The sequence below is a fragment of the Neisseria sp. P0018.S001 genome, from assembly GCF_051957355.1.
GTDB lineage: Bacteria > Pseudomonadota > Gammaproteobacteria > Burkholderiales > Neisseriaceae > Neisseria > Neisseria subflava_A.
Window position 1 is genome coordinate 93,858 of record NZ_JBQCWN010000002.1, and the last position, 25,258, is coordinate 119,115.

21 protein-coding genes are annotated in these 25,258 nt (G+C 47.8%); 16 read left to right on the forward strand and 5 right to left on the reverse strand.

What is annotated here, in order from left to right:
* Nucleotides 1-87 precede the first annotated feature (87 nt).
* Nucleotides 88-3,672, reverse strand: coding sequence for a PilC family type IV pilus tip adhesin (gene pilC, locus ACTHTJ_RS01920; RefSeq protein WP_440360822.1), 3,585 nt, complete (start codon nt 3,670-3,672; stop codon nt 88-90).
* A 482-nt stretch (nt 3,673-4,154) separates the two neighbouring features.
* Between pilC and carA the strand changes: the two genes are divergently transcribed.
* From carA to ispH, 16 genes are all read left to right on the forward strand, one after another.
* Entirely contained in the window at nt 4,155-5,285 is a 1,131-nt protein-coding gene (carA, locus tag ACTHTJ_RS01925) for a glutamine-hydrolyzing carbamoyl-phosphate synthase small subunit (protein ID WP_070585147.1), read from the forward strand.
* Nucleotides 5,286-5,421: 136 nt separating this feature from the next.
* A complete protein-coding gene (locus tag ACTHTJ_RS01930; protein ID WP_049331825.1) occupies nt 5,422-5,679 on the forward strand; it encodes a SemiSWEET family transporter in 258 nt (85 codons plus the stop codon).
* A 173-nt stretch (nt 5,680-5,852) separates the two neighbouring features.
* Nucleotides 5,853-6,242, forward strand: a complete 390-nt coding sequence (locus ACTHTJ_RS01935) for an endonuclease domain-containing protein (RefSeq protein WP_070585148.1) — start codon at nt 5,853-5,855, stop codon at nt 6,240-6,242.
* Nucleotides 6,243-6,885: 643 nt separating this feature from the next.
* The gene (locus tag ACTHTJ_RS01940) at nt 6,886-7,044 is read left to right on the forward strand and encodes a hypothetical protein (RefSeq protein ID WP_168162034.1); all 159 of its coding nucleotides are present in this window, start codon (nt 6,886-6,888) and stop codon (nt 7,042-7,044) included.
* A 123-nt stretch (nt 7,045-7,167) separates the two neighbouring features.
* On the forward strand, nt 7,168-7,818 hold the full coding sequence (locus tag ACTHTJ_RS01945) for a hypothetical protein (protein ID WP_070585150.1): 651 nt from the start codon (nt 7,168-7,170) through the stop codon (nt 7,816-7,818).
* An 8-nt stretch (nt 7,819-7,826) separates the two neighbouring features.
* Nucleotides 7,827-11,042, forward strand: a complete 3,216-nt coding sequence (carB, locus tag ACTHTJ_RS01950) for a carbamoyl-phosphate synthase large subunit (RefSeq protein WP_070585153.1) — start codon at nt 7,827-7,829, stop codon at nt 11,040-11,042.
* Between the two features lie 91 nt (nt 11,043-11,133).
* Nucleotides 11,134-11,892, forward strand: a complete 759-nt coding sequence (locus ACTHTJ_RS01955) for a nucleotidyltransferase domain-containing protein (protein WP_070585155.1) — start codon at nt 11,134-11,136, stop codon at nt 11,890-11,892.
* Between the two features lie 14 nt (nt 11,893-11,906).
* Nucleotides 11,907-12,968, forward strand: a complete 1,062-nt coding sequence (locus tag ACTHTJ_RS01960; RefSeq protein ID WP_070585157.1) for a nucleotidyltransferase domain-containing protein — start codon at nt 11,907-11,909, stop codon at nt 12,966-12,968.
* Between the two features lie 392 nt (nt 12,969-13,360).
* Nucleotides 13,361-15,040, forward strand: coding sequence for a type IV-A pilus assembly ATPase PilB (pilB, locus tag ACTHTJ_RS01965; protein ID WP_293203799.1), 1,680 nt, complete (start codon nt 13,361-13,363; stop codon nt 15,038-15,040).
* Between the two features lie 78 nt (nt 15,041-15,118).
* Nucleotides 15,119-16,360, forward strand: coding sequence for a type II secretion system F family protein (locus tag ACTHTJ_RS01970; protein WP_070585161.1), 1,242 nt, complete (start codon nt 15,119-15,121; stop codon nt 16,358-16,360).
* 1 nt (nt 16,361) lies between these two features.
* Complete coding sequence (locus ACTHTJ_RS01975) at nt 16,362-17,249, forward strand: prepilin peptidase (protein WP_070585163.1); 888 nt, start codon at nt 16,362-16,364, stop codon at nt 17,247-17,249.
* Nucleotides 17,249-17,869, forward strand: coding sequence for a dephospho-CoA kinase (gene coaE, locus ACTHTJ_RS01980; protein WP_070585164.1), 621 nt, complete (start codon nt 17,249-17,251; stop codon nt 17,867-17,869). The genes ACTHTJ_RS01975 and coaE overlap by 1 nt, the downstream gene beginning before the upstream one ends.
* The gene (gene yacG / locus ACTHTJ_RS01985; RefSeq protein WP_070459526.1) at nt 17,866-18,048 is read left to right on the forward strand and encodes a DNA gyrase inhibitor YacG; all 183 of its coding nucleotides are present in this window, start codon (nt 17,866-17,868) and stop codon (nt 18,046-18,048) included. The genes coaE and yacG overlap by 4 nt, the downstream gene beginning before the upstream one ends.
* 81 nt (nt 18,049-18,129) lie before the next feature.
* Nucleotides 18,130-19,029: a glycine--tRNA ligase subunit alpha gene (gene glyQ, locus ACTHTJ_RS01990; RefSeq protein ID WP_003685919.1), complete on the forward strand. Its 900-nt coding sequence runs from the start codon at nt 18,130-18,132 to the stop codon at nt 19,027-19,029.
* A 148-nt stretch (nt 19,030-19,177) separates the two neighbouring features.
* Nucleotides 19,178-19,684 carry a signal peptidase II gene (gene lspA / locus ACTHTJ_RS01995; RefSeq protein ID WP_039861846.1) on the forward strand — a complete coding sequence of 169 codons (507 nt, stop codon included), beginning with the start codon at nt 19,178-19,180 and terminating at the stop codon, nt 19,682-19,684.
* A 13-nt stretch (nt 19,685-19,697) separates the two neighbouring features.
* Nucleotides 19,698-20,666 carry a 4-hydroxy-3-methylbut-2-enyl diphosphate reductase gene (gene ispH / locus ACTHTJ_RS02000; RefSeq protein ID WP_070585166.1) on the forward strand — a complete coding sequence of 323 codons (969 nt, stop codon included), beginning with the start codon at nt 19,698-19,700 and terminating at the stop codon, nt 20,664-20,666.
* 119 nt (nt 20,667-20,785) lie between these two features.
* Here the strand turns inward: ispH and ftsZ are convergent, their stop codons facing one another.
* The 4 genes from ftsZ to ACTHTJ_RS02020 all read right to left on the reverse strand — a co-directional run bounded on the left by ftsZ (nt 20,786) and on the right by ACTHTJ_RS02020 (nt 25,184).
* Nucleotides 20,786-21,985, reverse strand: a complete 1,200-nt coding sequence (gene ftsZ, locus ACTHTJ_RS02005; RefSeq protein ID WP_070585169.1) for a cell division protein FtsZ — start codon at nt 21,983-21,985, stop codon at nt 20,786-20,788.
* 253 nt (nt 21,986-22,238) lie between these two features.
* Entirely contained in the window at nt 22,239-23,486 is a 1,248-nt protein-coding gene (gene ftsA / locus ACTHTJ_RS02010; RefSeq protein WP_070585172.1) for a cell division protein FtsA, read from the reverse strand.
* A 74-nt stretch (nt 23,487-23,560) separates the two neighbouring features.
* On the reverse strand, nt 23,561-24,280 hold the full coding sequence (locus ACTHTJ_RS02015; RefSeq protein ID WP_070585175.1) for a cell division protein FtsQ/DivIB: 720 nt from the start codon (nt 24,278-24,280) through the stop codon (nt 23,561-23,563).
* Nucleotides 24,270-25,184 carry a D-alanine--D-alanine ligase gene (locus ACTHTJ_RS02020; RefSeq protein WP_070585177.1) on the reverse strand — a complete coding sequence of 305 codons (915 nt, stop codon included), beginning with the start codon at nt 25,182-25,184 and terminating at the stop codon, nt 24,270-24,272. The genes ACTHTJ_RS02015 and ACTHTJ_RS02020 overlap by 11 nt, the downstream gene beginning before the upstream one ends.
* Nucleotides 25,185-25,258: the final 74 nt, after the last annotated feature.

Consider the following 25,258-nt stretch of genomic DNA (forward strand, 5'->3'; position numbering starts at 1 on the left):
CCAATCCAACATTTTTGAATTACTACTACTCAACAGAAAAGGCCGTCTGAAAAAATTCAGACGGCCTCGATGCTTAAGCCTTACCAATTAAAAGAACAATTCACGCCAGCTGATGCGTTTGAGTCCGCATGTACGGCCTTCTACTTTCAGGCTGACCAGTTGGTTAGACAAGAGACTGCGATCACCCTTGGTTGCGAAACATTTATTGTTTGGCACGCTCGGCGTAGCGTTCAGCTCCTTATCCGTACCCGTGCCGCCGCTATCGCCATCGGCAGTTACCGGAGAATCGTCGGCTTTGCTGGAATTCAGATAAGTAAAATTGATAACGCCATCAAAAGTCATACCGTTGGCGTAATAAATCTGACCATTATTTTCACGTTTGAAAAATGTGCGATCCTTATCCTTACTGGAGATACGCGCATCACGCAAGCCTAAACGTCCGCCGTTTTCGGCATTTACGCCCAGAATAATCGTTTTCGCAGTCGTTTGTTCGGACTTACTGTCCGGCAAACAAACATCGGTACCGGAAGAATCGGGATGAATTGTTTTGGTTTCATACTTACGGATGGTCAGAACAGCTGTACGCAAAATCATCGTCGGTTTGACAGTCACACGTTCATTCGGACCTAAAGTCAGACTCCAGCCTTTTTTGCCTTCACCAACCTTATTATTGCTGACATAAATGTGTTCGCCGTCACTTTCTCTGGTTTGCTGTTCCAACTCACTGCTGTTTGCCAAAACCGCTTTTTTAGATTCATCAGTAGACACATCGTCGTAAATACCATAAACGGCATTGATTTGTCCGTTGGTACCTTCTAGTTCATTCTGATAAATCTCGCTACCCGTACCAAAAATAACGACATACTTGTCTTTACCGCGACGGGAGACCGCAGGCGCAGACGTAATCGGTTGATTACCCGAGCCTTGGAAAATCATTTGTGCCGACCATTCAGACGGTGTTTCACCACTCAAGTCGAAGCGGAACATATTACCGTAACGGTCACCTGCATAAGCAATATCGACAATACCGTCAAAATCGGTGTCTACCAAAGTGGGGGTAGAGAGGCCCCCTTTGCCATTGTGAACAGGAATTCTGCGCAAGAGCTTGCCGGCTTCTTTAGAAAAAGAAACATTAGTGCCAGTATTTTTCGTCCCTGCCTCTTTCCCTGTCATATCATAGACATATAAAGCCGTGTCATTATCCTCACTATTCACGTCTTCAGTACGATAACCGCTGGCCAAAAAGCCCGCATAACGCACATTCGATTCCAGATTAACCGGAGTAGTATCGCGCTTGATGGAAACACGGCCGATTTGTGTCGAACCAATGGTATAACCCAGCTTATTGCCAGTGCCTTTTGCAGTTTCAAACAAAGGTACAGTCGTATTCCAACTACTACTACGAACACTGTCAGCCACTGCACCAATATTCAACGCATACGCACCGCGTCCACCCTGACCCATCGCACCAAACATAAAGGTTTGCTTCTTATCAGGCGTTTGACGGAGAACAAAACCACCATTGACCATATAGCGGTGTGGTTGTCCTTTTGTGGAACCATAGCCCTCACGAGCAATATCCTTCAGGACTTTACCCAAAGTTGTCGCTTGACCTTTCTCGTCCTCGCGCTCCATGCTTGCCGGGATATAGCTGAGTTTCAGGTCATAAGGATTGCTTGACGTATCATTACGACGGAAAATATGTACCATGCCATCATTGGCAGCGGCGACCAAAAACTCTTGACGGCCTTTATCCTTATTCCCAATAGCTGCAACCGAACCGTCTAAAATATCGCCCAAATTACGTTCATCTTTATTTGGATCATTAGGGTCAGTCGGACGGACACGATAAGACTGGCTATAATCTTTTGCTCCTGCATCCGCTTTAATGGCTTCATCAGTACCTACTCGGCCAGTCCATTTCAGCAATGCATTTTTCCATTCCAACTTATCTTCTGCACTGCCGTCTGAAATGCCAAAATCAGAATTTTCAGCCTCATTATCTGCAACGCTATCGATGAAATAGGTTTTCCTGCCATCATTAACCAAAGTGAGGCGGTTATTAAATGATGGCTGGTCAAACTCTGTCGTATTGATAGGCGTACCATTGCGGTTTAATTTATAAAACCGCAACTGACTGCTCCAAGAGCCGGTATTCAAATGAACCGTTGCAGCCATATTGGGAATACCTGTACTGGTCGTCACCGGCGCAGTTGAAGCTGCCCCTTCAAATTTCATTATTTTGCTGTCAGTTTCAATATTGTCGATAATGGTTTTAAAGGCCTCAAGCAACTTTTCAGGTTTTGCGGCATTAAAATACCAGTCTGGGCGACTGGCACCCTTTTCCAGATAATCTCTCCCGACTTTAGAGATTCCCTCACCAAAGCCCACGGTAAAAGTCTGAACCAATTGCTTGCTATAATCTACGCCCTTAGGATCGCTTGGATCACCATCCCAGCTCTTGCCTGCAGCATCTCGACGATCCTCTGGCTTAATCGCAGCATCTAGACGATTTTCTGACTTAATCGCAGGTTTAATATCTTTTTCTGCCAAAGTCTGGCTAAAGAAACGCATACCGCGTTTTTCATCCTCATAGTTCCTATCCCAATAAGGAACAATAATTTCGCCAATGCCTTTGACTTCTCGTTTACCATCTTTTTCACCTAAAAGCACCCAATCCCCTGAATCATCATCTTTTGCATAATCAGTATATTGGCATTGAAACTTTTTCTTCCCTTCAGGAGTATCCAATCTCGGATCATAATTTGGCAGATCAAAATATACTTCACCTTTAAGGCCGATTCCTGAAAATTCCTTACCTTGCCCATGTTTATTTTCATAAGCTTTTACTTCAGACGGCCCAAAATATTCATAGACCTCATCCGAGCTACGATCAATAGCACGGTAATAGTTTGAATAATAATATTTTCGGTCATAATTGAAGTTAGTATTGGGAGATTTACGTGGGTCTTCTCCAGAGGCCTGATTGCTACAACTCATATTGGCATCGCCATCAGAAACCACGACAACATAGGATTTTTGACAACGGTATTTAATATTTGGAATAACGAAATTTTTGACAACTTCATAATAACGGCGCGTTGTCGGCGTAGCTTGGTAAGCCAACATCTCGTCTACCTTTTTCCTGACATATTCCCAGTTTCGACCGGCAGAACCATCCGTAAAGCCATCAGAATCCTTCATATCGCCTTTGTCATCGTCGGGGCTAGACAATTCTGCATATGCGTAAAGAGCATTATCCTTTTTCCTTTTTTCCTCATCCCATTTCCAATACCGAGGATTATTATGTAAAGTCTGCAAGCCCCAGTTAAACTGATCTTTATACCGCTCCAAAATCTTCTTTAATGCCGATTTTGCAATATTGATTTTTCTATTCTTATCATCTACATGATATTCACCCTTAGCATCAGCCAACATACTGCCCGAGTCATCAATCAAAAACATAATATTGTGTTTGACTCTGGGCTGGCCAATAGGCTCGTTTACGTTTTTCAGATAAAACGGAATTTCGGCAAAACCATTCTTTTCTTTAGATTGCTGGGGATTTGCCTGAACGGAAAAGCTAATGAGGGCTAAAGCGGAAGCGATGCTTGCATGAATGAGGCGATGGCGGCCTGATGGAGCGTTTTGCATAATGTGTTCTTTTTTCATCGGATAATCTCAGTTAAAAATGACGTTGTTTTTATTTTTTATGGGGCTACGATTTTAGCATAAACAGCCTGTTTCATGTTTGATTCGGCTGAATTTCCCTAAGCGCGCATTTCAAGCACAACAAAAATGAAACAATCCGCCTGCTCAGTTTTAAGACGGCCTGACTGAATATTTAGTTCAACCTTATTCATCAGGCATTCCAAAAGCAAGGGACTGTACCGTAAAGATAAAACGTTTTTAAATTATCGATTATTGGCTCTACGCTTGAAATTCCTATTACTTTGACTTAAAATACACTGCTTCTACGGCATAGACCGCTATGTCTGAAAAAGCACGTTACACAGCAAAATCAAAGCTGCGGAGCGTGTTTTTTTTTAGCCGAGATTTCCGAAGGCTGTCTTTTTTGTAAACAATTTTTATTTTTCAGACGGCCTGACCCATTTTTTTCGAACCGACCATCATCAGGCAAACAGGATTCCATCATGACCACTCCGGCTCTTCTCGTTCTCGCTGACGGCAGCGTATTTCACGGCACATCAATCGGTTACGAAGGTTCGACTTCCGGCGAAGTCGTGTTCAACACTTCCATGACCGGCTATCAGGAAATCCTGACCGACCCTTCCTACTGCAAACAAATCGTTACCCTCACCTATCCACACATCGGTAACACCGGCACCAACGCCGAAGATGAAGAAAGCCGCAGCGTTTACGCCGCCGGTTTGATTATCCGTGACCTACCGCTCTTGCACAGCAACTTCCGCGCATCCGAAAGCCTGCACGACTATTTGGTGCGCAACCAAACCGTCGCCATAGCCGATATCGATACCCGCCGCCTGACCACCCTGTTGCGTGAAAAAGGCTCACAAGGCGGTGCAATCTTGACCGGTGCAGATGCTACCGTTGAAAAAGCACAAGAACTCATCGCCGCATTCGGCAGCATGGTCGGCAAAGATTTGGCAAAAGAAGTTTCCTGCACAGAAACTTACGAATGGACCGAAGGCGAATGGGAATTAGGCAAAGGTTTCGTTACCCCTTCCGAACAGCCTTACCACGTTGTCGCCTACGATTTCGGCGTTAAAACCAACATCCTGCGCATGCTCGCCTCACGCGGCTGCCGCCTGACCGTCGTTCCTGCTCAAACTAGCGCGGAAGACGTCTTGGCACTCAATCCTGACGGCGTATTCCTGTCCAACGGCCCCGGCGATCCCGAGCCTTGCGACTACGCCATCAAAGCCGTACAAAAACTGATGGAAAGCGGCAAACCGATTTTCGGCATTTGCTTGGGACACCAGCTCATCAGCCTCGCCATCGGCGCAAAAACCCTGAAAATGCGCTTCAGCCATCACGGTGCCAACCACCCTGTACAAGATTTGGACAGCGGCAAAGTCGTCATCACCAGTCAAAACCACGGTTTCGCCGTCGATGCCGACACTTTGCCTACCAACGCACGCATTACCCACAAATCCTTGTTTGACAATACCTTGCAAGGCATCGAGCTGACCGACAAACCCGTATTCTGCTTCCAAGGCCACCCCGAAGCCAGCCCAGGCCCGCAAGATGTCGGTTATCTGTTCGACAAATTCATTGACAATATCAAAGCAGCAAAACAATAAAGCTGATTTTTTCAGACGGCCACACTCAACTCAACAACAGGCCGTCTGAAAACCAAACTTCAAAAATATAAATTCAGGCACACTCTCAACATCTACACAGTCTGAAATCCAACCCTCTAATCAGAAAGGAAAACCCATGACAGAAAAGCAAATGCGCATTCTTTCCGTCGTAGCCACCCTGACCGCCGTCGGTATGTACGTTTCCTATATCCCACAAATCCAAAACAACCTCGCCGGCAACCCCGGCTCGCCATTGCAACCCCTCGTCGCCGCCATCAACTGCACATTATGGGTTGCCTACGGCTTTTTAAAAGAAAAACGCGACTACCCCGTCATGCTGGCAAACGCCCCGGGTATCATTTTAGGTTTGATTACATTTGTCACTAGTTTTTAAGGAAGTTTTCAGACGGCCTGTGCAACATAAAAACGCAAAAGGTCGTCTAAAAAAAGATTGTCTTGCCGCAACATTTAATTCAATCAGCAACCCCATCCCCTCTCCCCTGGGAGAGAGTTAGAGAGAGGGCAACAAGCCGCAAGGCTTGCACAAACAGCAACCCGACAACAAAAATGAGTACGCCCGAAAAACTATTGACCGCCGACAACCCCGCCCTGCGCCAACGCGCCAAAGCCATGCGTCGAGAAATGAGCGAGGCGGAAGCAAAATTGTGGCAGCACCTGCGGGCAGGTCGTCTGAACGGCTATAAATTCCGCCGCCAGCAACCGATGGGAAATTATATTGTTGATTTCATGTGCGTAACGCCCAAGCTGATTATCGAAGCAGACGGCGGGCAGCACGCGGAACAAGCCGCATACGACCACGCGCGGACGGCATATCTCAACAGCCTGGGCTTTACCGTGCTGCGTTTTTGGAATCACGAAATTTTGCAGCAGACAAACGATGTGCTCGCGGAAATCCTGCGCGTGTTACAGGAATTAGAAAAGCAGCCTGCACGGTAGCAGATGGCTGATTTTGATTAGATTTTAAAAATTATAGGGTGCAGGCTACCTAGATTAGACGTTTTAAAGGCCGTCTGAAAAACAAAAAACAGTATGCTCAACCCATTTTCCTTATAGAACCCTTAATTCCAACAGCCACCCCGTCCTCTCTCCCGTGGGAGAGAGCTAGAGAGAGGGCGACAAGCCGCAAGGCTTGTATTTGGGAGATTTAGGTGTTGGGAAAGATTGCTGCAATTGGGAGAATACCCTCTCCCCAGCCCTCCCCCACGAGGGGAGGGAGAAGGTTGCAGCAGATTTTGCGGTTTCAGGCAGTTTAAAAAGCAGATTGGGTTTCCAGCCGTTGATTGCAGGCCGTCTGAAAAGCAAAAAGCAGCCTACACAACCTGTTTCCTTGCAGAACCCTTAACCCGAACAGTCCGCCTAGTCCTCTCTCCCGTGAGAGAGAGTTAGAGAGAGGGCAACAAGCCGCAAGGCTTGTATTTGGGCGGTAGTGTGTTGGGAAAGGTTCCGCAATTCGGAGAATGCCCTCTCCCACGGGAGAGGGAGCAGGTTGCAGCAGATTCAGGCGTTACAGGTCGTCTGAAAAAGAATGCCCGAAATATCAACGGCAGAAATTTTTCAGGTAGCCTTTATCGCAAGGTAGATGGAACAAACGCCGCGAGCGTTTTTTCAGACGGCCTTTGAACCCATCGGCAGGATGTGTGCCGCAAGGCACGCACGCGGTGGGTTGGAGTTACAAGGAAAATGGAGAACGCGTGCGTGCGTACCGCACACGCCCTACATGCAGGCTACAGCTTGCTAAGTTTTGGGTTACAGGAGATTTGAAAACGAGGCATGCCTCAGGTAGGTTTAGCGGATGATTTGGCGATTTTGTGCTGAGTCATGAAGCTACAGTTTATCATATATTACTTAGAGGCTAAAATTTATGAAATTTATTAAATTAAAATACTACAATTGTTTTAAAAAAGGAAAAGTACTACTATTTCTTGATTCCGCATCAATAGTAATTGTTCTATTTGGATTATTTTGCTTTATTATGCTTTTTCTATATCCCATGCTTACTGGGAAATATCTTACGCCTGATACATTTATTGGAGGAGCTGCTGTCAAAATAATGGGCGGAATGGCATTCTTGTTAATTACCGAAATGTTTGGCTCTTATATAGGAGAAGATTACAAAAAACTAAAAGAAATAAAAACAAGCAACAACATAAATCTTATTGAGAAAATCAAAAAATATATAAAATTAATTTCACGGTTATTTATTTTAATTCATACAATACTTTTTTATTTAATTATATCAGGTTTTATTTTAATATTTTTTATTGCAAATTGGATACCAACTCTAAATAAAATATTATCTTTGGAAGATATTCCAACAATTCAACTGATTAAAAACATAGTACCTGAAATTATTCCAATAATGGGTTATTTAGGTGTATTTGGTTATTTCACTTTTCATTTTACTGCTTACTATGCTGTTTTAAATGAAAACGACTCCACAAAAACTTTGGCAGCTAAATTTAATCATTGGTTATTACGCATCAAACATTTATTTTATAAATCATCCAGCTAGGAAGAACCATGCCCAAACGTACCGACCTAAAATCTATCCTTATCATCGGCGCCGGCCCTATCGTTATCGGTCAGGCCTGCGAATTTGACTATTCGGGCGCACAGGCCTGCAAAGCCTTGCGTGAAGAAGGCTATAAAGTCATTCTGGTGAATTCCAACCCTGCCACGATCATGACCGACCCTGAAATGGCCGATGTTACCTACATCGAGCCTATTATGTGGCAGACAGTGGAAAAAATTATTGCCAAAGAGCGTCCTGACGCGATTCTGCCTACCATGGGCGGTCAGACTGCGCTGAACTGTGCGCTGGATTTGGCGCGCAATGGCGTGCTGGCGAAATACAACGTCGAGCTGATCGGTGCGACGGAAGACGCGATCGACAAGGCAGAAGACCGCGGTCGCTTTAAAGAAGCGATGGAAAAAATCGGCTTGTCTTGCCCGAAATCTTTTGTCTGCCATACCATGAACGAAGCTTTGGCAGCGCAAGAACAGGTTGGCTTCCCTACCCTGATTCGTCCGTCTTTCACGATGGGCGGTTCGGGTGGCGGTATTGCCTACAACAAAGATGAGTTCTTGGCTATTTGCGAACGCGGTTTTGATGCGTCGCCTACGCATGAGCTGCTGATTGAGCAGTCTGTTCTCGGCTGGAAAGAGTACGAGATGGAAGTTGTACGCGATAAAAACGACAACTGCATCATCATTTGCTCGATTGAAAACTTCGACCCAATGGGCGTGCATACCGGCGACTCCATCACTGTTGCGCCTGCACAAACATTGACCGACAAAGAATACCAAATCATGCGTAATGCTTCGTTGGCAGTATTGCGCGAAATCGGCGTGGACACGGGCGGCTCAAACGTTCAGTTTGCGGTAAACCCTGAAAACGGCGAGATGATTGTGATTGAGATGAACCCGCGCGTGAGCCGCTCTTCCGCGCTGGCTTCCAAAGCGACGGGTTTCCCGATTGCGAAGGTGGCGGCGAAACTAGCGGTCGGCTTTACGCTGGACGAGTTGCGCAACGACATCACCGGCGGCCGCACGCCTGCGTCGTTCGAGCCTTCCATCGACTATGTCGTGACCAAAATCCCGCGTTTCGCGTTTGAAAAATTCCCCGCCGCAGACGACCGCCTGACCACGCAGATGAAATCAGTAGGCGAAGTAATGGCGATGGGCCGTACCATTCAAGAAAGCTTCCAAAAAGCCTTGCGCGGTTTGGAAACCGGCTTGTGCGGCTTCAACCCTCGCAGTGAAGATAAAGCGGAAATCCGTCGCGAACTGGCCAACCCGGGCCCTGAGCGTATGCTGTTTGTGGCAGACGCGTTCCGTGCAGGCTTCACGCTGGAAGAAATCCACGAAATCTGCGCCATCGACCCTTGGTTCTTGGCACAAATCGAAGACTTGGTGAAAGAAGAAAAATCGGTTTCAGACGGCCAGTTGCAAGACTTGGATTATGCCGCTTTACGCCGTCTGAAACGCAAAGGCTTCTCTGACAAACGTTTGGCACAATTATTGAACGTAAGCGAAAAAGAAGTCCGCGAACACCGCTACGCGCTGAAACTGCATCCGGTTTACAAACGCGTCGACACCTGTGCCGCCGAGTTTGCCACCGAAACCGCCTACCTCTACTCTACTTACGAAGAAGAATGCGAATCCCGTCCTTCCGACCGTAAAAAAGTGATGATTCTCGGCGGTGGTCCAAACCGTATCGGCCAAGGTATCGAATTTGACTACTGCTGCGTTCACGCCGCGCTTGCCCTGCGCGAATCCGGTTTTGAAACCATCATGGTCAACTGCAACCCTGAAACCGTATCCACCGACTTCGACACCAGCGACCGCCTGTACTTCGAGCCGCTGACATTGGAAGACGTATTGGAAATCGTCCGCACCGAAAACCCATGGGGCGTGATTGTGCATTACGGCGGCCAAACCCCGCTCAAATTGGCCAATGCCTTGGTGGCAAACGGCGTGAACATCATCGGCACATCTGCCGACAGCATCGACGCTGCCGAAGACCGCGAACGCTTCCAAAAAGTATTGAACGACTTAGGCCTGCGTCAACCGCCCAACCGCATCGCCCACAACGAAGAAGAAGCCCTCGTTAAAGCCGAAGAAATCGGTTATCCGTTGGTTGTACGTCCTTCTTACGTACTCGGCGGCCGCGCCATGCAGATTGTTCACTCTGCCGAAGAGTTGCAAAAATACATGCGCGAAGCCGTACAAGTTTCCGAAGACAGCCCCGTATTGCTCGACTTCTTCTTGAACAACGCCATCGAAGTGGACGTAGACTGCGTTTCAGACGGCCAAGATGTCGTGATCGGCGGCATCATGCAACACGTCGAACAAGCAGGTATCCACTCCGGCGACTCCGGCTGCTCATTGCCTCCATACTCATTGGACGAAGAAATTCAAGACGAAATCCGCCGTCAAACCAAAGCCATGGCATACGCACTGGGCGTGGTCGGCTTGATGAACGTACAGTTTGCCGTACAAGACGGCGTGGTCTTCGTACTGGAAGTGAACCCACGCGCCAGCCGTACCGTACCGTTCGTATCCAAAGCCACCGGCGTACCGCTCGCAAAAGTCGGCGCACGCGTGATGGCAGGCATTTCACTGAAAGAGCAAGCCGTAGAAAAAGAAGTCATCCCGGACTTCTACGCCGTTAAAGAAGCCGTGTTCCCATTCATCAAATTCCCGGGTGTGGACACCATTCTCGGCCCTGAAATGCGCTCTACCGGCGAAGTCATGGGCGTAGGCGCAAGCTTCGGCGAAGCCTACTTCAAAGCCCAACTCGGCGCAGGCGAACGCTTGAGCACAACAGGCAAAGTGTTCCTCGCCGTACGCGACGAAGACAAACCGCTCATCGTCAAAACCGCACAAAACTTCCAAGCACTCGGCTACGGTGTCTGCGCTACTCGCGGTACCGCCGAATACTTGAAAGAACACGGCATCATCGTGCAAGCGGTCAACAAAGTGCAGGAAGGCCGCCCACACATCGTGGACGCCATTAAAAACGGCGAAATCGCACTGGTGGTCAACACCGTCGGCAGCACAGTACAATCTGTTACCGACAGCCACAGCATCCGCCGCACCTCCCTCACCCAACGCGTACCGCAATACACCACCATCGCCGGCGGCGAAGCCATGAGCGAAGGCGCAAAAAGCCGCGAACACTTGGGCGTATACAGCGTACAGGAATTGCATGGCCGTCTGAAAAACAAAGCCTAATCAGTCCTATCGGATTTAAATAGTTAAAAGGCCGTCTGAAACCTGATTGCTCAGTTTCAGACGGCCTTTCTGCAAAAATAAGGAAAACGTAATGAAACAAACTATTCAAGAAAAACTGACTCAAATTTCACTTGCCGAACCACTGCATTTTCTGCTGGCGGCGGAGAGCGGAAGCCGCGCATGGGGCTTTGCTTCGCCCGACAGCGATTATGATGTTCGCGCCATTTATATCCGTCCGCAGGAACATTATCTGCAAATTGATGAAACAAAAGATACGTTTGAATTTATTGAAAACCAATGGTTTGACGTAGGCGGCTGGGACATCCGCAAGGCTTTGCGCCTATTGAGAAAAAGCAATGCCGTATTGCTGGAATGGTTGCGTTCTCCGATTGTTTATACACAAGATGAGGCATTCATAGGCCGTCTGAACGAACTTGCGCCCCAATACGTCCAAGCCGCCGCGTTGTTGCACCATTATCGCGGTATCGCCGGCAATGCTTTGAAAGCCATGGATTTGGCGCAGCCGATTAAATTGAAGAAATGGTTTTACGTCTTACGCCCTTTATTGGCGGCACGCTGGGCAGTGAAACAAGGCGGTATTCCGCCAATGACTTTGGTTGAGTTGATGAATGAGTGGCAGACAGATTGTGCTACCCAAATTACTGATCTGGTTGCATTAAAAGCGGAGCAGAACGAAAGTTATCTGCACACATTATCGCCAGAGCTGCAAAAGCTGACTATTGACCTATATAACGAAGTTTCTGCCTTGTCTGCCCCTTCTGCCGAACCTGCCGATAACGAGCCTTTGAACGAATTGTTCCGTTCCACCTTGGCAACCATTTATCCGTAAAAGGCCGTCTGAATATGCTGACCCTCGAAGACTTGCATACGCAAAACCTGATTCTGCTCGAAGCCGTGTCCGGCAGCCGTGCCTACGGTTTGGCAACGCCCGAGTCCGATACCGACATCAAAGGCGTGTTTTACCTGCCCAAATCCATGTTTTACGGCATGGAATACATCCCGCAAATCAGCAATGAAACCAACGATATTGTGTATTACGAACTGGGACGGTTTATCAAATTGCTGCTGCAAAGCAATCCGAACACGCTGGAGCTGCTGGCTTCCCCTTCCGACTGTGTACGATACCGTTCGCCATTGATGGATGCGTTCAAAACCGAATGGTTTATCTCCAAAACCTGCCAGCAAAGTTTTGCAGGCTATGCCTACGGACAAATTAAAAAAGCACGGGGATTGAATAAAAAAATCAGCAATCCGATGCCGTCTGAAAAGAAAAGCATCCTTGATTTCTGCCACATCATAGAAGGCAGGCAAACCGTACCGTTACAGTACTGGCTTGCACAACGCGGAATGGAGCAAAGGCGTGTAGGCTTAATCAAAATAGCCCACGCCCGAGAACTTTATGCGCTGTTTTACGATGCCGACGGCACACTTGGCTACCATGGTATTGCACCCAAACCCGAAGCCTCAACGCTTTCACTCAGCACCATTCCAGAAGGCGAATCACCGCTTGCCCATCTGTCCTTCAACCAAGACGGATACAGCAGCTACTGCCGCGAATATGCCTCTTATCAACAATGGCTGGCAGAACGCAACGAAACACGCTATCAAGGCACGCAGGCGCACGGTCACGGTTACGATGCAAAAAATATGATGCACACTTTCCGCCTGCTTGAAACCGCGCGCGATATTGCCCTTCATGGCGAAATCCGTCCACGCCGTCCCAATCGTGACGAATTGCTGGCCATCAAGCGCGGCTCTTTTCCTTACGATGAACTGTTGGTGCGTGCAGAAACCTTGATTAACGAAGTAGAAAATTTGTTTGCCCAGTCCGATTTACCGGAAGCTGTAAACGGCAGTTTGGCAATCAATGCCCTCGTTGAAATCCGAACCAAGATTTACGGATAAGAGAATCAAAAACAGAGGCCGTCTGAAATTATGTGTTTCCTCTTTTCAGACGGCCTTTTCATATTTCAAATTCTAACCGTCTGTCCATCAAAACAACCTTTTCTGCCATCTCCAAACAAGCAATAACAACATGAAATATAATTTCGTTATTGATCGGATTCATACGACAAAATTGTTGTTTTTTCATCATAATCTAAAAATATCGAGTTTAACGCCTATTCTCCTTGCTTTATAATGGCCGTCCAAAATAAAAATACAATTAAAGCAAAAGCATTGTCTTTGCAACTTAAGCAGATTTGCATAATTGAATATATGCTTTAATCTAATAATGATAAAATAATACGGCTTTCCTCTAAATTAAAGGGAAAACTGCACAAGAAACGGAAAATAAAATGAGTGTCGGATTATTGCGTGTTTTGGTTCAAAGCCAGACCATCTCAAATCAACAAGCGGAACATTACAACAACCTTTTACAATCGGGCAAAGAAATCCTGCCCAACCTGTTTTCAGACGGCATCATCTCCCCTAAAGCTTTGGGAGAATTAGTCGCGCGCGTATTCAGCTATCCTCTTTTGGATTTGCGCTACTACCCACGCAATAATGTAGTCAGCGACATCCTGACGGAAGAGCAAATGGTGCAAAACCGTTGCATTCCGATTTTCAAACGCGGACGCAAGGTTTATTTCGCCGTATCTGATCCGACCCAAATCCAAAACTTTCAAAAAATCGCTTTTGCTTCAGGTTTAAGTGTCGACTTGGTAGTGGTTCCCGACGACCAGCTCAGCTCATTGCTGGAATGGCTGGGTCAACGTTCGACCACCATTCTGAAAGAAATCAACGACGAACATGAAGCAACGCAGCAATCTCAGTCGCTTTATATCGATAACGAAGAAGCTGAAGACGGCCCTATCCCCCGCTTCATCCATAAAACCTTATCCGATGCCCTGAACGCTGGCGCATCGGACATCCACTTTGAATTCTACGAGCAAATGGCGCGCGTCCGTTTCCGCGTGGACGGACAATTGCGTGAAGTCGTACAGCCGCCTGTCGCCGTACGCGGCCAGTTGGCATCGCGTATCAAAGTGATGGCGCGTTTGGATATTTCTGAAAAACGTATTCCGCAAGACGGCAGAATTCAAATTGCCTTCCATAAACACGGCCGTCCGATTGACTTCCGTGTCAGCACTTTGCCGACATTGTTTGGCGAAAAAGTGGTGATGCGTATCCTAAATTCCGATGGTACATCGCTCAATATCGACCAGCTCGGTTTAGAGCCTTTCCAAAAAGAAATGCTGTTGGAAGCCATCAACCGCCCTTACGGCATGGTATTGGTTACCGGTCCGACAGGTTCGGGCAAAACTGTTTCACTCTATACCTGCCTGAGTATTTTGAACACGGAAGATGTGAATATTTCAACGGCAGAGGACCCGGCTGAGATTAACTTGCCGGGCGTCAACCAAGTCAACGTCAATGAAAAACAAGGCCTGACGTTTGCTGCCGCACTCCGATCCTTCTTACGTCAAGATCCTGATATTATTATGGTCGGTGAGATTCGTGACTTAGAAACCGCCGACATCGCCATTAAAGCTGCCCAAACCGGCCACATGGTTTTCTCAACCCTGCATACCAATAATGCACCGGCCACGCTGTCCCGCCTTTTGAACATGGGCGTAGCGCCTTTCAACATCGCCAGCTCGGTCAGCCTGATTATGGCGCAAAGGCTGTTGCGCAGACTGTGTCCAAACTGCAAACGCGAAGTTGAACGCCCTCCGGTTCCGGCATTGAAAAAAGCCGGCTTTACCGATTCGGACTTGGCTCAAGATTGGAAGCTCTACCGCCCGGTTGGTTGCGACAGCTGCCGCGGTAAAGGATTTAAAGGCCGCGTCGGTATTTATGAAGTCATGCCGGTCAGCGATGAAATGCAAAAAGTCATTATGAACAACGGTACAGAAGTTGATATCATGAACATGGCCTATCAGGAAGGCATGGTAGACTTGCGTCGTGCCGGTCTCATGAAAGTCATGCAAGGTCTGACCTCGTTGGAAGAAGTAACTGCTCATACCAATGACTAAACTGCCATATTTTCAAAATTAAAATAAAGCGGCACGGGGAAACAGTCCGCTTTATTTCTTACTAACAAGGGATAACTCATGGCTCAAGCAGAGCAAAAAAGAAGTCTGTTCGGCTCAAGAAGCAAAGGCAAGCGTTTTACATTTGAAGGAAAAAATACCGAGACCGAACGTCTTGTCCGTGGTGAAGTAGTTGCCAAAGACGAAGAAGAAGCACGCAAAAAACTCCAACGCAGAGGCATTCGCCCTTTGCGTATCAGCAAAGTCAAAACCGCACGAAAACGCCGTATTACCCAAGAAGACATTACAGTGTTCACCCGCCAACTAGCAACAATGATGAAGGCAGGCTTACCGCTGATGCAGGCTTTTGAAATCGTTGCGCGCGGCCACTCCAATCCGAGCATGACTGAAATGCTAATGCAGGTTCGCTCCGATGTCGAACAAGGCAGCGCATTGGGTAAATCGTTCTCCAAATATCCAAAATATTTCGACCGTTTCTATTGCAATCTGGTCAGCGCAGGCGAGTCCGGAGGCGTATTGGAAAGCCTATTGGACAAACTGGCTGTCTATAAAGAAAAAACCCAGGCCATTAAGAAAAAAGTTAAAACCGCACTAACCTACCCGATTGCCATTATCGTGGTGGCGATTGCTCTTATCTTCATCATGATGATGTTTGTACTGCCTGCCTTTAAAGAAGTTTATGCCAATATGGGTGCAGAGCTGCCACGTCTCACCCAACTTGTCATGAACTTGTCTGATTTATTCGTCGACTACGGCTGGATTATGATCATCCTCTTGATTGTTTCCGCCTTCGGCCTGTACAAACTCCATGAAAAATCGCCTACCTTCCAAAAACGAATCGATGCTTTGATTTTGAGACTGCCTGTTTTTGGCACCATTGTCCGAAAAGCGACCATCGCCCGTTGGGCGCGTACGACTTCCACACTCTTCGCCGCCGGCGTTCCTTTGGTGGAAGTATTAGATTCAGTTGCAGGCGCATCCGGCAATATTCTCTATGAAGAAGCCACTCAAGACATCCGCGCCAAGGTAACCCAAGGTCTGTCGCTGACATCCAGTATGCAAAGTACAGATATGTTCCCCAATATGGTGATCCAAATGGCGGCCATCGGCGAAGAGTCAGGCTCTTTGGACGATATGCTGAACAAAGCAGCCGAATTCTATGAAGATGAAGTAGACAACTCCGTCTCCCGATTGTCTCACTTGATGGAGCCTATCATCATGGTGGTATTGGGTTCGCTCATCGGTATCTTGCTGATTGCCATGTATCTGCCGTTGTTTAACTTGGGTAATGTCGTAGGTTGATATGCTTAATAGTATTTACTCTGCCATTGACACCCTCTCCGTTCTTGCGCCATTCGCCATTCCTTTAGCCGTTATTTTGGGATTACTGATTGGCAGCTTTCTGAACGTTGTCATTTATCGCACGCCGATAATGATGGAACGCGAATGGACACAATTTTCTAAAGAGCATTTGGGCATCGAGCTGACAGACGAAGAAAAACAGCCATTTAATCTGCGCAAACCGGATTCACGCTGCCCAAAATGCAAAAGCCCAGTTAAATTTTGGCAAAACATCCCTATCCTCAGCTATGTTTTACTGGGTGGGAAATGCCACTCCTGCAAAACCGCTATCGGCATACGCTATCCACTGATTGAGCTGCTGACAGGCGTCTTATTCGGTATTGTCGCGTGGCAATACGGCTGGTCATGGGCAACTATTGGCGGATTAATTCTGACTGCCATACTGATTGCACTGACCTTTATCGATGCCGATACGCAATATTTGCCCGACAGCCTGACTCAGCCCCTAATCTGGATCGGCCTGCTGTTTAATCTGAATGACACATTCGTTCCCCTGCATTCAGCCGTTTTAGGCGCAATCGCAGGCTATATGAGCCTTTATACTTTATGCGCCGTCTATAAACTTCTGACCGGTAAAATCGGCATGGGCAATGGCGACTTCAAACTTTTGGCCGCGCTCGGTGCATGGCTGGGCGTAGGTATCTTGCCTGTTCTGATCTTCATGGCTGCCTTGGTCGGACTGGTGGGCGCACTCATTGCCCGCGTCGGCAAAGGTCAATATTTTGCTTTTGGTCCCAGCCTTGCTGTGGCAGGATGGATTATTTTGGTTGCCAATACACCTATTACCCAACTGGTACAATGGTGGCTCATACAATCAGGATTCCGATAATGACATTATGGATAGGCTTGACCGGCGGTATTGGCAGCGGCAAATCATCTATTGCCCAAATGTTTGCCGAGCTTGGCGTACCCATTATTGATGCCGATGCCATCAGCCGTTCACTGACTGCTGAAAACGGCGAAGCCCTTCCAGCCATCCGCCAACTTTTCGGCGATGAGGTTTTTGACAGTGAAGGCCGTCTGAATCGTATGGCTTTACGGGAAGAAGTTTTCAGACGGCCTCAATCAAAAAAACAACTGGAAAATCTGCTTCTGCCGTTAATCTTAAACAAAATCCAACAGCAGAAACAAAAACTTGCTTCCTCTGCCTACGGCATTGTCGATGTACCGCTTTTAATTGAGAATCCGGCATTTAAAGCGGAGACTGACCGCATTTTGGTTGTAGATGTTCCGGAGTCCGTCCAAATCGAACGCGTACACCAACGCAATGGTTTTTCAGAAGAACAAACGCGTCAAATCATGGCCACTCAAGCTTCTCGATCTGACAGACTGCTTCATGCCAACGATGTATTGGACAATGCGCATAGCATGGAAGAAGCAAAAATCAAGGTTGCCCGCTTGCATCAATACTATCAATCCATTGCACAAACTCTGAAAGAAACTGCATGACTGCTCCTGTTGTAAAATGTCCGACCTGCCACAAAGAAGTCGTTTGGAACACCGACAGCCCCTACCGCCCTTTCTGCAGCAAACGGTGTAAACTCATTGATTTAGGCGAATGGGCACAAGAAAAATACACTGTTTCTTCAGAAGACGACCCTTTTTCAGACCTATTGAACGGTAAATAACCTACGCCGCTTCCTTCAGCCTATCCAAAACAAGCTCAAAACAGTAAAATACCCTCTTTATTCCAACCTATTCCATCCACCATGCTCACCTTCCAACAAATTATTTTCAAATTACAAAACTACTGGGCAGACAAAGGCTGCACCGTTATCCAACCTTTCGATATGGAAGTCGGTGCCGGTACTTCCCATCCTGCCACTTGTCTGCGCGCGTTAGGCCCAGAGCCTTGGTTTGCCGCTTACGTTCAACCCAGCCGCCGCCCCAAAGACGGCCGCTACGGCGACAACCCCAACCGCTTGCAACACTACTATCAATTCCAAGTTGCGCTCAAACCAGCTCCCGCCAATATTCAAGACCTCTACCTCGACTCACTGCGCGAATTGGGTATCGACCCTAAAGTACACGACATCCGTTTTGTCGAAGACGACTGGGAAAACCCTACTCTCGGCGCTTGGGGTTTGGGTTGGGAAGTTTGGCTCAACGGCATGGAAGTAACCCAATTCACCTACTTCCAACAAGTCGGCGGTATCGACTGCTCCCCTGTACTTGGTGAAATCACCTACGGTATCGAGCGTCTCGCCATGTATCTGCAAGGCGTGGAAAATGTGTATGATCTCGTTTGGGCAAAAACCCTTGATGGCAACATCGTCACTTACGGCGACGTTTATCATCAAAACGAAGTCGAACAATCCACCTACAACTTCGAATACAGCGATGCCGATTGGCTCTTGCGCCAATTCAACGACTATGAAGAACAAGCCAAACGCCTGCTTGCCGTTGAAGACACCAGTCTTGCCCTGCCTGCTTACGAACTTGTACTCAAAGCCGGCCACACGTTCAACCTATTGGATGCACGCGGCGCCATTTCCGTTACCGAACGCGCAACCTACATCGGCCGCATTCGTGCACTGAGCCGTATCGTTGCTCAAAAATTCGTTGAAAGCCGCGAGAAACTGGGCTTCCCATTGCTTAAAAACCAATAAGCCTGCATATACTTACCACGCCGCCCTTTGATACATTCAAGTGGCGGCGTTTCTATTTTCAGACGGCCTTAACGTCGATGCCATCGCAAACACTTCCTGCCTGCTTTCAGGTAAAATAAGCCCTTTATTACATAAACCGTCTGAAAACATGAGTTCATCCTCTTCTGCAAAAACGCCCTTTTTCTTACTTTCCCTCGTTGCCATCATTCTTGACCAACTGAGCAAATGGGAAATCTTGAAACACTTTACCGAAGGCGAACGCCTCAATATCATTCCAGACTTTTTTGACCTGACGCTTGCCTATAATCCAGGCGCGGCTTTCAGCTTTTTGGCCGACCAAGGCGGCTGGCAAAAATTCTTCTTTTTAGGTCTGGCCGTCGTTATCAGCCTGTATTTGGCCCGTGCCATCTGGCGCGATGAGTTTGGCCGCTGGGGTAAACTGGGGGCTGCCATGATTATCGGCGGCGCGATTGGCAATGTGGTTGACCGTCTGATTCACGGCCACGTTGTCGATTTTCTGCTTTTCTATTGGCAAAACTGGTTTTACCCCGCATTTAACATTGCCGACAGCTTTATCTGCGTTGGTGCAGTTTGCTTGGTAATAGATGGTTTGCTGCACAAAAAAACACCTTCAAACGATACAAAGGCCGTCTGAAAACGGAACACACATGACTCAAAAAACCATTATCCTTGCCAATCCACGCGGCTTCTGTGCCGGTGTTGACCGTGCCATCAGCATTGTTGAACGTGCACTCGAAGAATTCGGTGCGCCCATTTACGTCCGCCATGAGGTTGTTCACAACAAATTCGTCGTGGACAATCTTCGGGCAAAAGGTGCCGTATTTGTCGATAATTTGGCAGATGTCCCAAAGGGTGCAACGCTGATTTACTCGGCTCACGGCGTATCCAAAGCCGTACAGGAAGAAGCGGCACAACGTGGTTTCCGCGTTTTTGATGCCACCTGCCCTTTGGTAACCAAAGTCCATAAAGAAGTAGCCCGCCTCGATGAGCAAGATTACGAAATCATTATGATCGGCCACAAAGGCCACGTCGAAGTGGAAGGTACGATGGGACAATTGCCTCCGGGCAAAATGTTTCTGGTTGAGACAGTGGAAGATGTAGCCGGACTGAACGTCAAAAATCCTGACAAACTGGCCTACGTCAGCCAAACCACTTTATCGGTAGACGAAACCAAAGACATTATTGCAGCTTTGAATCAACGCTTCCCCAATATCCGCAATCCGCACAAAGAAGACATTTGCTACGCTACAACCAATCGCCAAACTGCTGTTAAAGAATTAGCCGAAGAATGCGATCTCGTGATTGTTGTCGGCTCGCCCAATTCTTCCAACAGCAACCGCTTGCGTGAAGTAGCCGCATTGCGCGGAGTTGATGCCTATATGGTCGATAATGCTACCTATCTGAAAAAAGAATGGTTTGAAAACAAAACCAAGGTCGGTGTCACTGCCGGGGCATCTGCGCCTGAAGTCTTGGTCAGAGAAGTATTACAAACTATTCAAGACTGGGGACACGAGACCATACGCGAAGGTGAAGGCGCAGAAGAAAGCATTGTATTTGTCTTGCCCAAAGAATTGCGTCGTGAGGGCGAAAACAAACAAATTCTCAATAAAGGGTAAGTTTGTTATTTGCTTTATTTGAACTTAAGGCCGTCTGAAAATTTTCAGACGGCCTTAAGTATATTTTACTAATAAAAAAGACCCGCCTTAAAGGCAGGTCTTTTCATACATGATCCTGATTATTTATCAGAAGTATGTTGCTGACGGCGCAAGATAGCAGGAATTTCAAAGTCATCCAGCACAGACTGGTTGCTGAAATCAGCCGCAGTCAGGTTCATAGAACGGATATTGCGGTTAGTACGAACCAGGCTTTCAGCATTGCTTTGGCTTTGAGCTTGGGGCGCTTCTTCCGCACCGCGTACCAATTGTTGGGTACGGGCAGCAGCACGCAGTTGGTTGTCAGTACCGTTTTCTTTCAAGCCGGTAGCAATGATGGTAATACGGATAGCATCTTCGCTCATACTCTCGTCTTCGGCAGCACCAAATTTGCATTCCACTTCAGGGTGTGCATTTTGGTTGACGATACGCATAATCTCGTTAAACTCAGACATTTTCAGGCAGCCAGGAGCAGTGGTAATGTTTACCAATACACCGCGTGCGCCATCTAAAGTAACGTTATCCAAGAGCGGGCTGGAGATAGCTTGATCGGTAGCCAAACGGGCACGGTCGATACCTTGCGCGAAACCTGAACCCATCATGGCGATACCGCGATTGCTCATCACGGTTTTCACGTCGGCGAAGTCCAAGTTGATCATGTCGCTCGGGCAAGTAACCACTTCGGAAATACCGGCAACCGCGTCACGCAGTACATTGTCTGCCGCACGGAAAGCTTCACGCATGGTCACGTCTTCGCCCAAGGCAGTCATCAATTTGTCGTTCGGGATAATGATCAGGGAATCGACACGCTCTTTGAGTTGATCCAAACCTGCTTGAGCGATATGTACGCGTTTGCCTTCGTAAGCAAACGGACGAGTCACAACCGCAACGGTCAGGATACCCATTTCTTTAGCGATTTCAGCCACAACAGGAGCAGAGCCGGTACCTGTACCACCACCCATACCGGTAGTGATGAACAGCATGTTTGCACCGCGGATGGCATCTTCGATGGCTTCGCGATCTTCTTGAGCAGCGGCGCGACCGATTTCAGGATTTGCACCGGCACCCAAACCGCGAGTCAGGTTTGTACCCAATTGAATGCGTTTAGCCGCATTGTTTTTAGCCAATGATTGCGCATCGGTATTGGCACTGATGAACTCAACACCATGAATGGTGTTGGCAACCATGTTGTTGATGGCATTACAGCCACCGCCACCCAAACCGATAACTTTAATAACAGCAGGGCTCGTTGCTGATTCTGCTACGTCGTAAACAAATTCCATTCAATAATCCTCCGCGCCCCGCTTTATTAAGGACGGTTCAAAAATAACTCATTATCCGTATTATATAAGAAGTATCCAGATACTGGCAAAAATCTTCTTACCATTCGGCTGTCAGCGTTATATTTTTACTACATTTTTTAACAGAAAATATACAAGTTTTAAATTATTCACTTAGCAATTATTTAAAACCGTTTAATCTCACTTAAATATTCAGGACAAACGGTTGCTACACCGCCTGCCCTGAAAACTTTTATCAGAAATTGTCTTTAACGAATTTCATCAGTCTTGCCCACAGACTGATTTTTTCAGCCTGATCATGAACCACAATGGCACCTGTCACCGGCGCGCCGTCTTCCTCTCCTCTTGCAGCCTGCAAAAGACCGATGGCGGTTGAATAGCGTGGATTGCGGATACGCTCAGATACACCGCCCATTTCTTGTGGAACACCGATACGCGCTGGCAGATTGAAGACTTCTTCCGCCAACTCAACAATACCGGTCAACATAGAAGCACCACCGGTCAAAACGATACCGGAAGTCAGCACTTCTTCAGGGAAACCGGAGCGGCGCAATTCGTTCAGCGTCAATTCCAAAATTTCTTCTACGCGCGGGCCGATGATTTCAGCCAATACACGGCGTGAAATTTGACGTGATTGACGGTCGCCAACGCTAGGAACTTCAATCATTTCATCCAAGCCGTCCATAGTCGGAATCGCAGCACCGTAATGGATTTTGATGTACTCAGCTGCACTGTGCGGCGTACGCAAGGCTTGTGCCAAGTCTTTGGTAATCAAATCGCCGGCAACGGGAATCACCGCAGTATGGCGAATTGCGCCATTGGTATAAACCGCGATGTCGGTTGTACCGCCACCGATATCGATAACGCACACGCCCAAATCTTTTTCGTCTTCAGTCAAAACGGCGTGACCGCTTGCCAAAGGCTGAAGCATGATTTGATCCATTTGCAGGCCACAACGTTGGATACATTTTTGGATATTTTGCAAAGCAGTGTTCGCACCGGTAATGATGTGTACACGGGTATCCAAACGCACGCCGCTCATGCCGATAGGCTCTTTCACACCAGGTTGGTTGTCGATGATGTACTCTTGAACCACGGTATGCAAGATGTTGTGATCAGGCGGAATATTGATGGCTTTGGCCGTTTCGATGGCACGATCGATATCGGCTTGCGATACTTCGCCATCTTTAATTTTGACCACGCCTTGTGAATTCAGGCTGCGGATATGGTTACCGGCAATACCGGTAACGACGTGGGAAATTTTGGTATCTGCCATCAGCTCGGCATCTTCTACCGCCTGACGAATGGCTTGCGCAGTGGCGTCAATGTTGGTCACCATACCTGCACGCAGGCCGCGTGAAGGGCTTTGACCCAAGCCAACAATGTGGATTTCGTTATCTTCCCGAATCTCACCGATTAAGGCGATGACCTTGGACGTACCAATGTCTAAGGCACTGATATATTTATTTTGTTGTTGTTCCATAATTGCTCGTTCGCTATGTTGTCTGACTGACGGTTTGATTATTTTTGAAACAAGATTGCTTCACGTCTAATCGGCTATTCACTGTCGGAAGGGTTTTCAGGCGGCCTGTAACGGACTGAAAAACCATCCTTATAACGCATATCGACATACTCGATACGACTTTGTTTTTTACGCAGCAGCGATGGCCAAATCTGGGCAAACTGCTGCAAACGTTTGATTTCGTTTTCACGCCCCAAGCGCACGGTAATGCCATTGTTCAATACAAGCAGCCATGCCGAACGCGGCGTGTAGATCAATTCTTTGATGGTCAGTTTCAACGGGCTCAAAATACCGGAAAAGTCCGCATAATGTTTGACCATGTCTTTGCCTGTCCCCTGCTGCCCTTCAAATATAGGCAGGTCCTGTTTCAGGCTTGCAGCAAACACATTACCCTTACTGTCCACCAAGCCGCCAGCGCGCCAGTGTGCAACCGGCACACGCTCGGTCAGGATAATTTCCACGGTTTCCGGAAAACGGCGGCGTACCATTGCCGAGTCAATCCAAGGCAATTCCTGAAAAGCGGCCTGCGCCGAATCAATATCGGCGCGGAACATATTACCCCTGATATGCTCTCGTGCAACGGTTTGCAATTCTTTGCCGGAAGCATATTTCAGCTTGCCCTGAATGGCAATCTGTTTCACCGGGAAATATTTGGAATTGTAAAGCCAAGCTATGCCCGAACCTATCAACAGAAAGGTCATCAGCACCAATAGCCGGCGGGTCAGCCGACCCAGTGCGCCTGCATCATCCCACATGAGCGGTCTTCAAAATCTCAATACATAAATCAGCAAAATCTACGCCGGTATGGCCTGCAGATTTTGGCACTAAACTGTGGCTGGTCATACCAGGCAAGGTATTGATTTCCAAGAGATACAGTTTACCGTCCGTATCTTTCAGAAAGTCCACGCGCGAACAGCCGTCCGCACCAATCGCCTGCGCGCCACGCACAGCCAGTTCGCGCATCAGGTTTTCCTCCGCCTCGCTCAAATCTTCCGACGGGCATTGATAAACCGTATCGTCGCGGTTGTATTTGGCTTCGTAGTCGTAAAACTCGGTAGCCGGAATAATATGAATGCTCGGTAGGCCTTTGCCGTTCAATACCGGGCAAGAATACTCGCCGCCGCCGATAAAGCGTTCGGCAATAATTTCACCCTGCAAATGTTTCAATTCTTCGTAAACGCTTTTCAGACGGCCTTTTTCTTTGACTTTTACCACACCGACGCTACTGCCTTCCGCGGCGGGTTTCACAAACATCGGCAGGCCCAATTTTTCTTCAACGGCATCAAAGTCGCTGTCTTCATGCAATACTGCAAACTCAGGAACAGGCAAGCCTACAGCCTGCCAAATCAGTTTGCAGCGGTATTTGTCCATACCCAGCGCGGAAGCAGCCACCCCGCTGCCGGTGTAAGGAATACCCATCAGCTCCAACGCGCCTTGAATCGCGCCATCTTCGCCGAAAGTGCCGTGCAGAATATTGAAGGCCGTCTGAAAACCTTGTGTTTTCAATTCAGACAACGGGGTTTCTTTGGGGTCGAACGCATGGACATCGATGCCTTTGCTTTTCAAGGCAGCCAAAATAGCGGCGCCACTGTCCAGCGAAACTTCGCGCTCGCTGGAGAAGCCGCCCATCAACACGGCCACTTTGCCAAAATTCTGCATAATTTCCACTTTCTTAAATACTGATACAGGCCGTCTGAATATTGTTCAGACGACCTATCTGTCCTCAAAGGCAA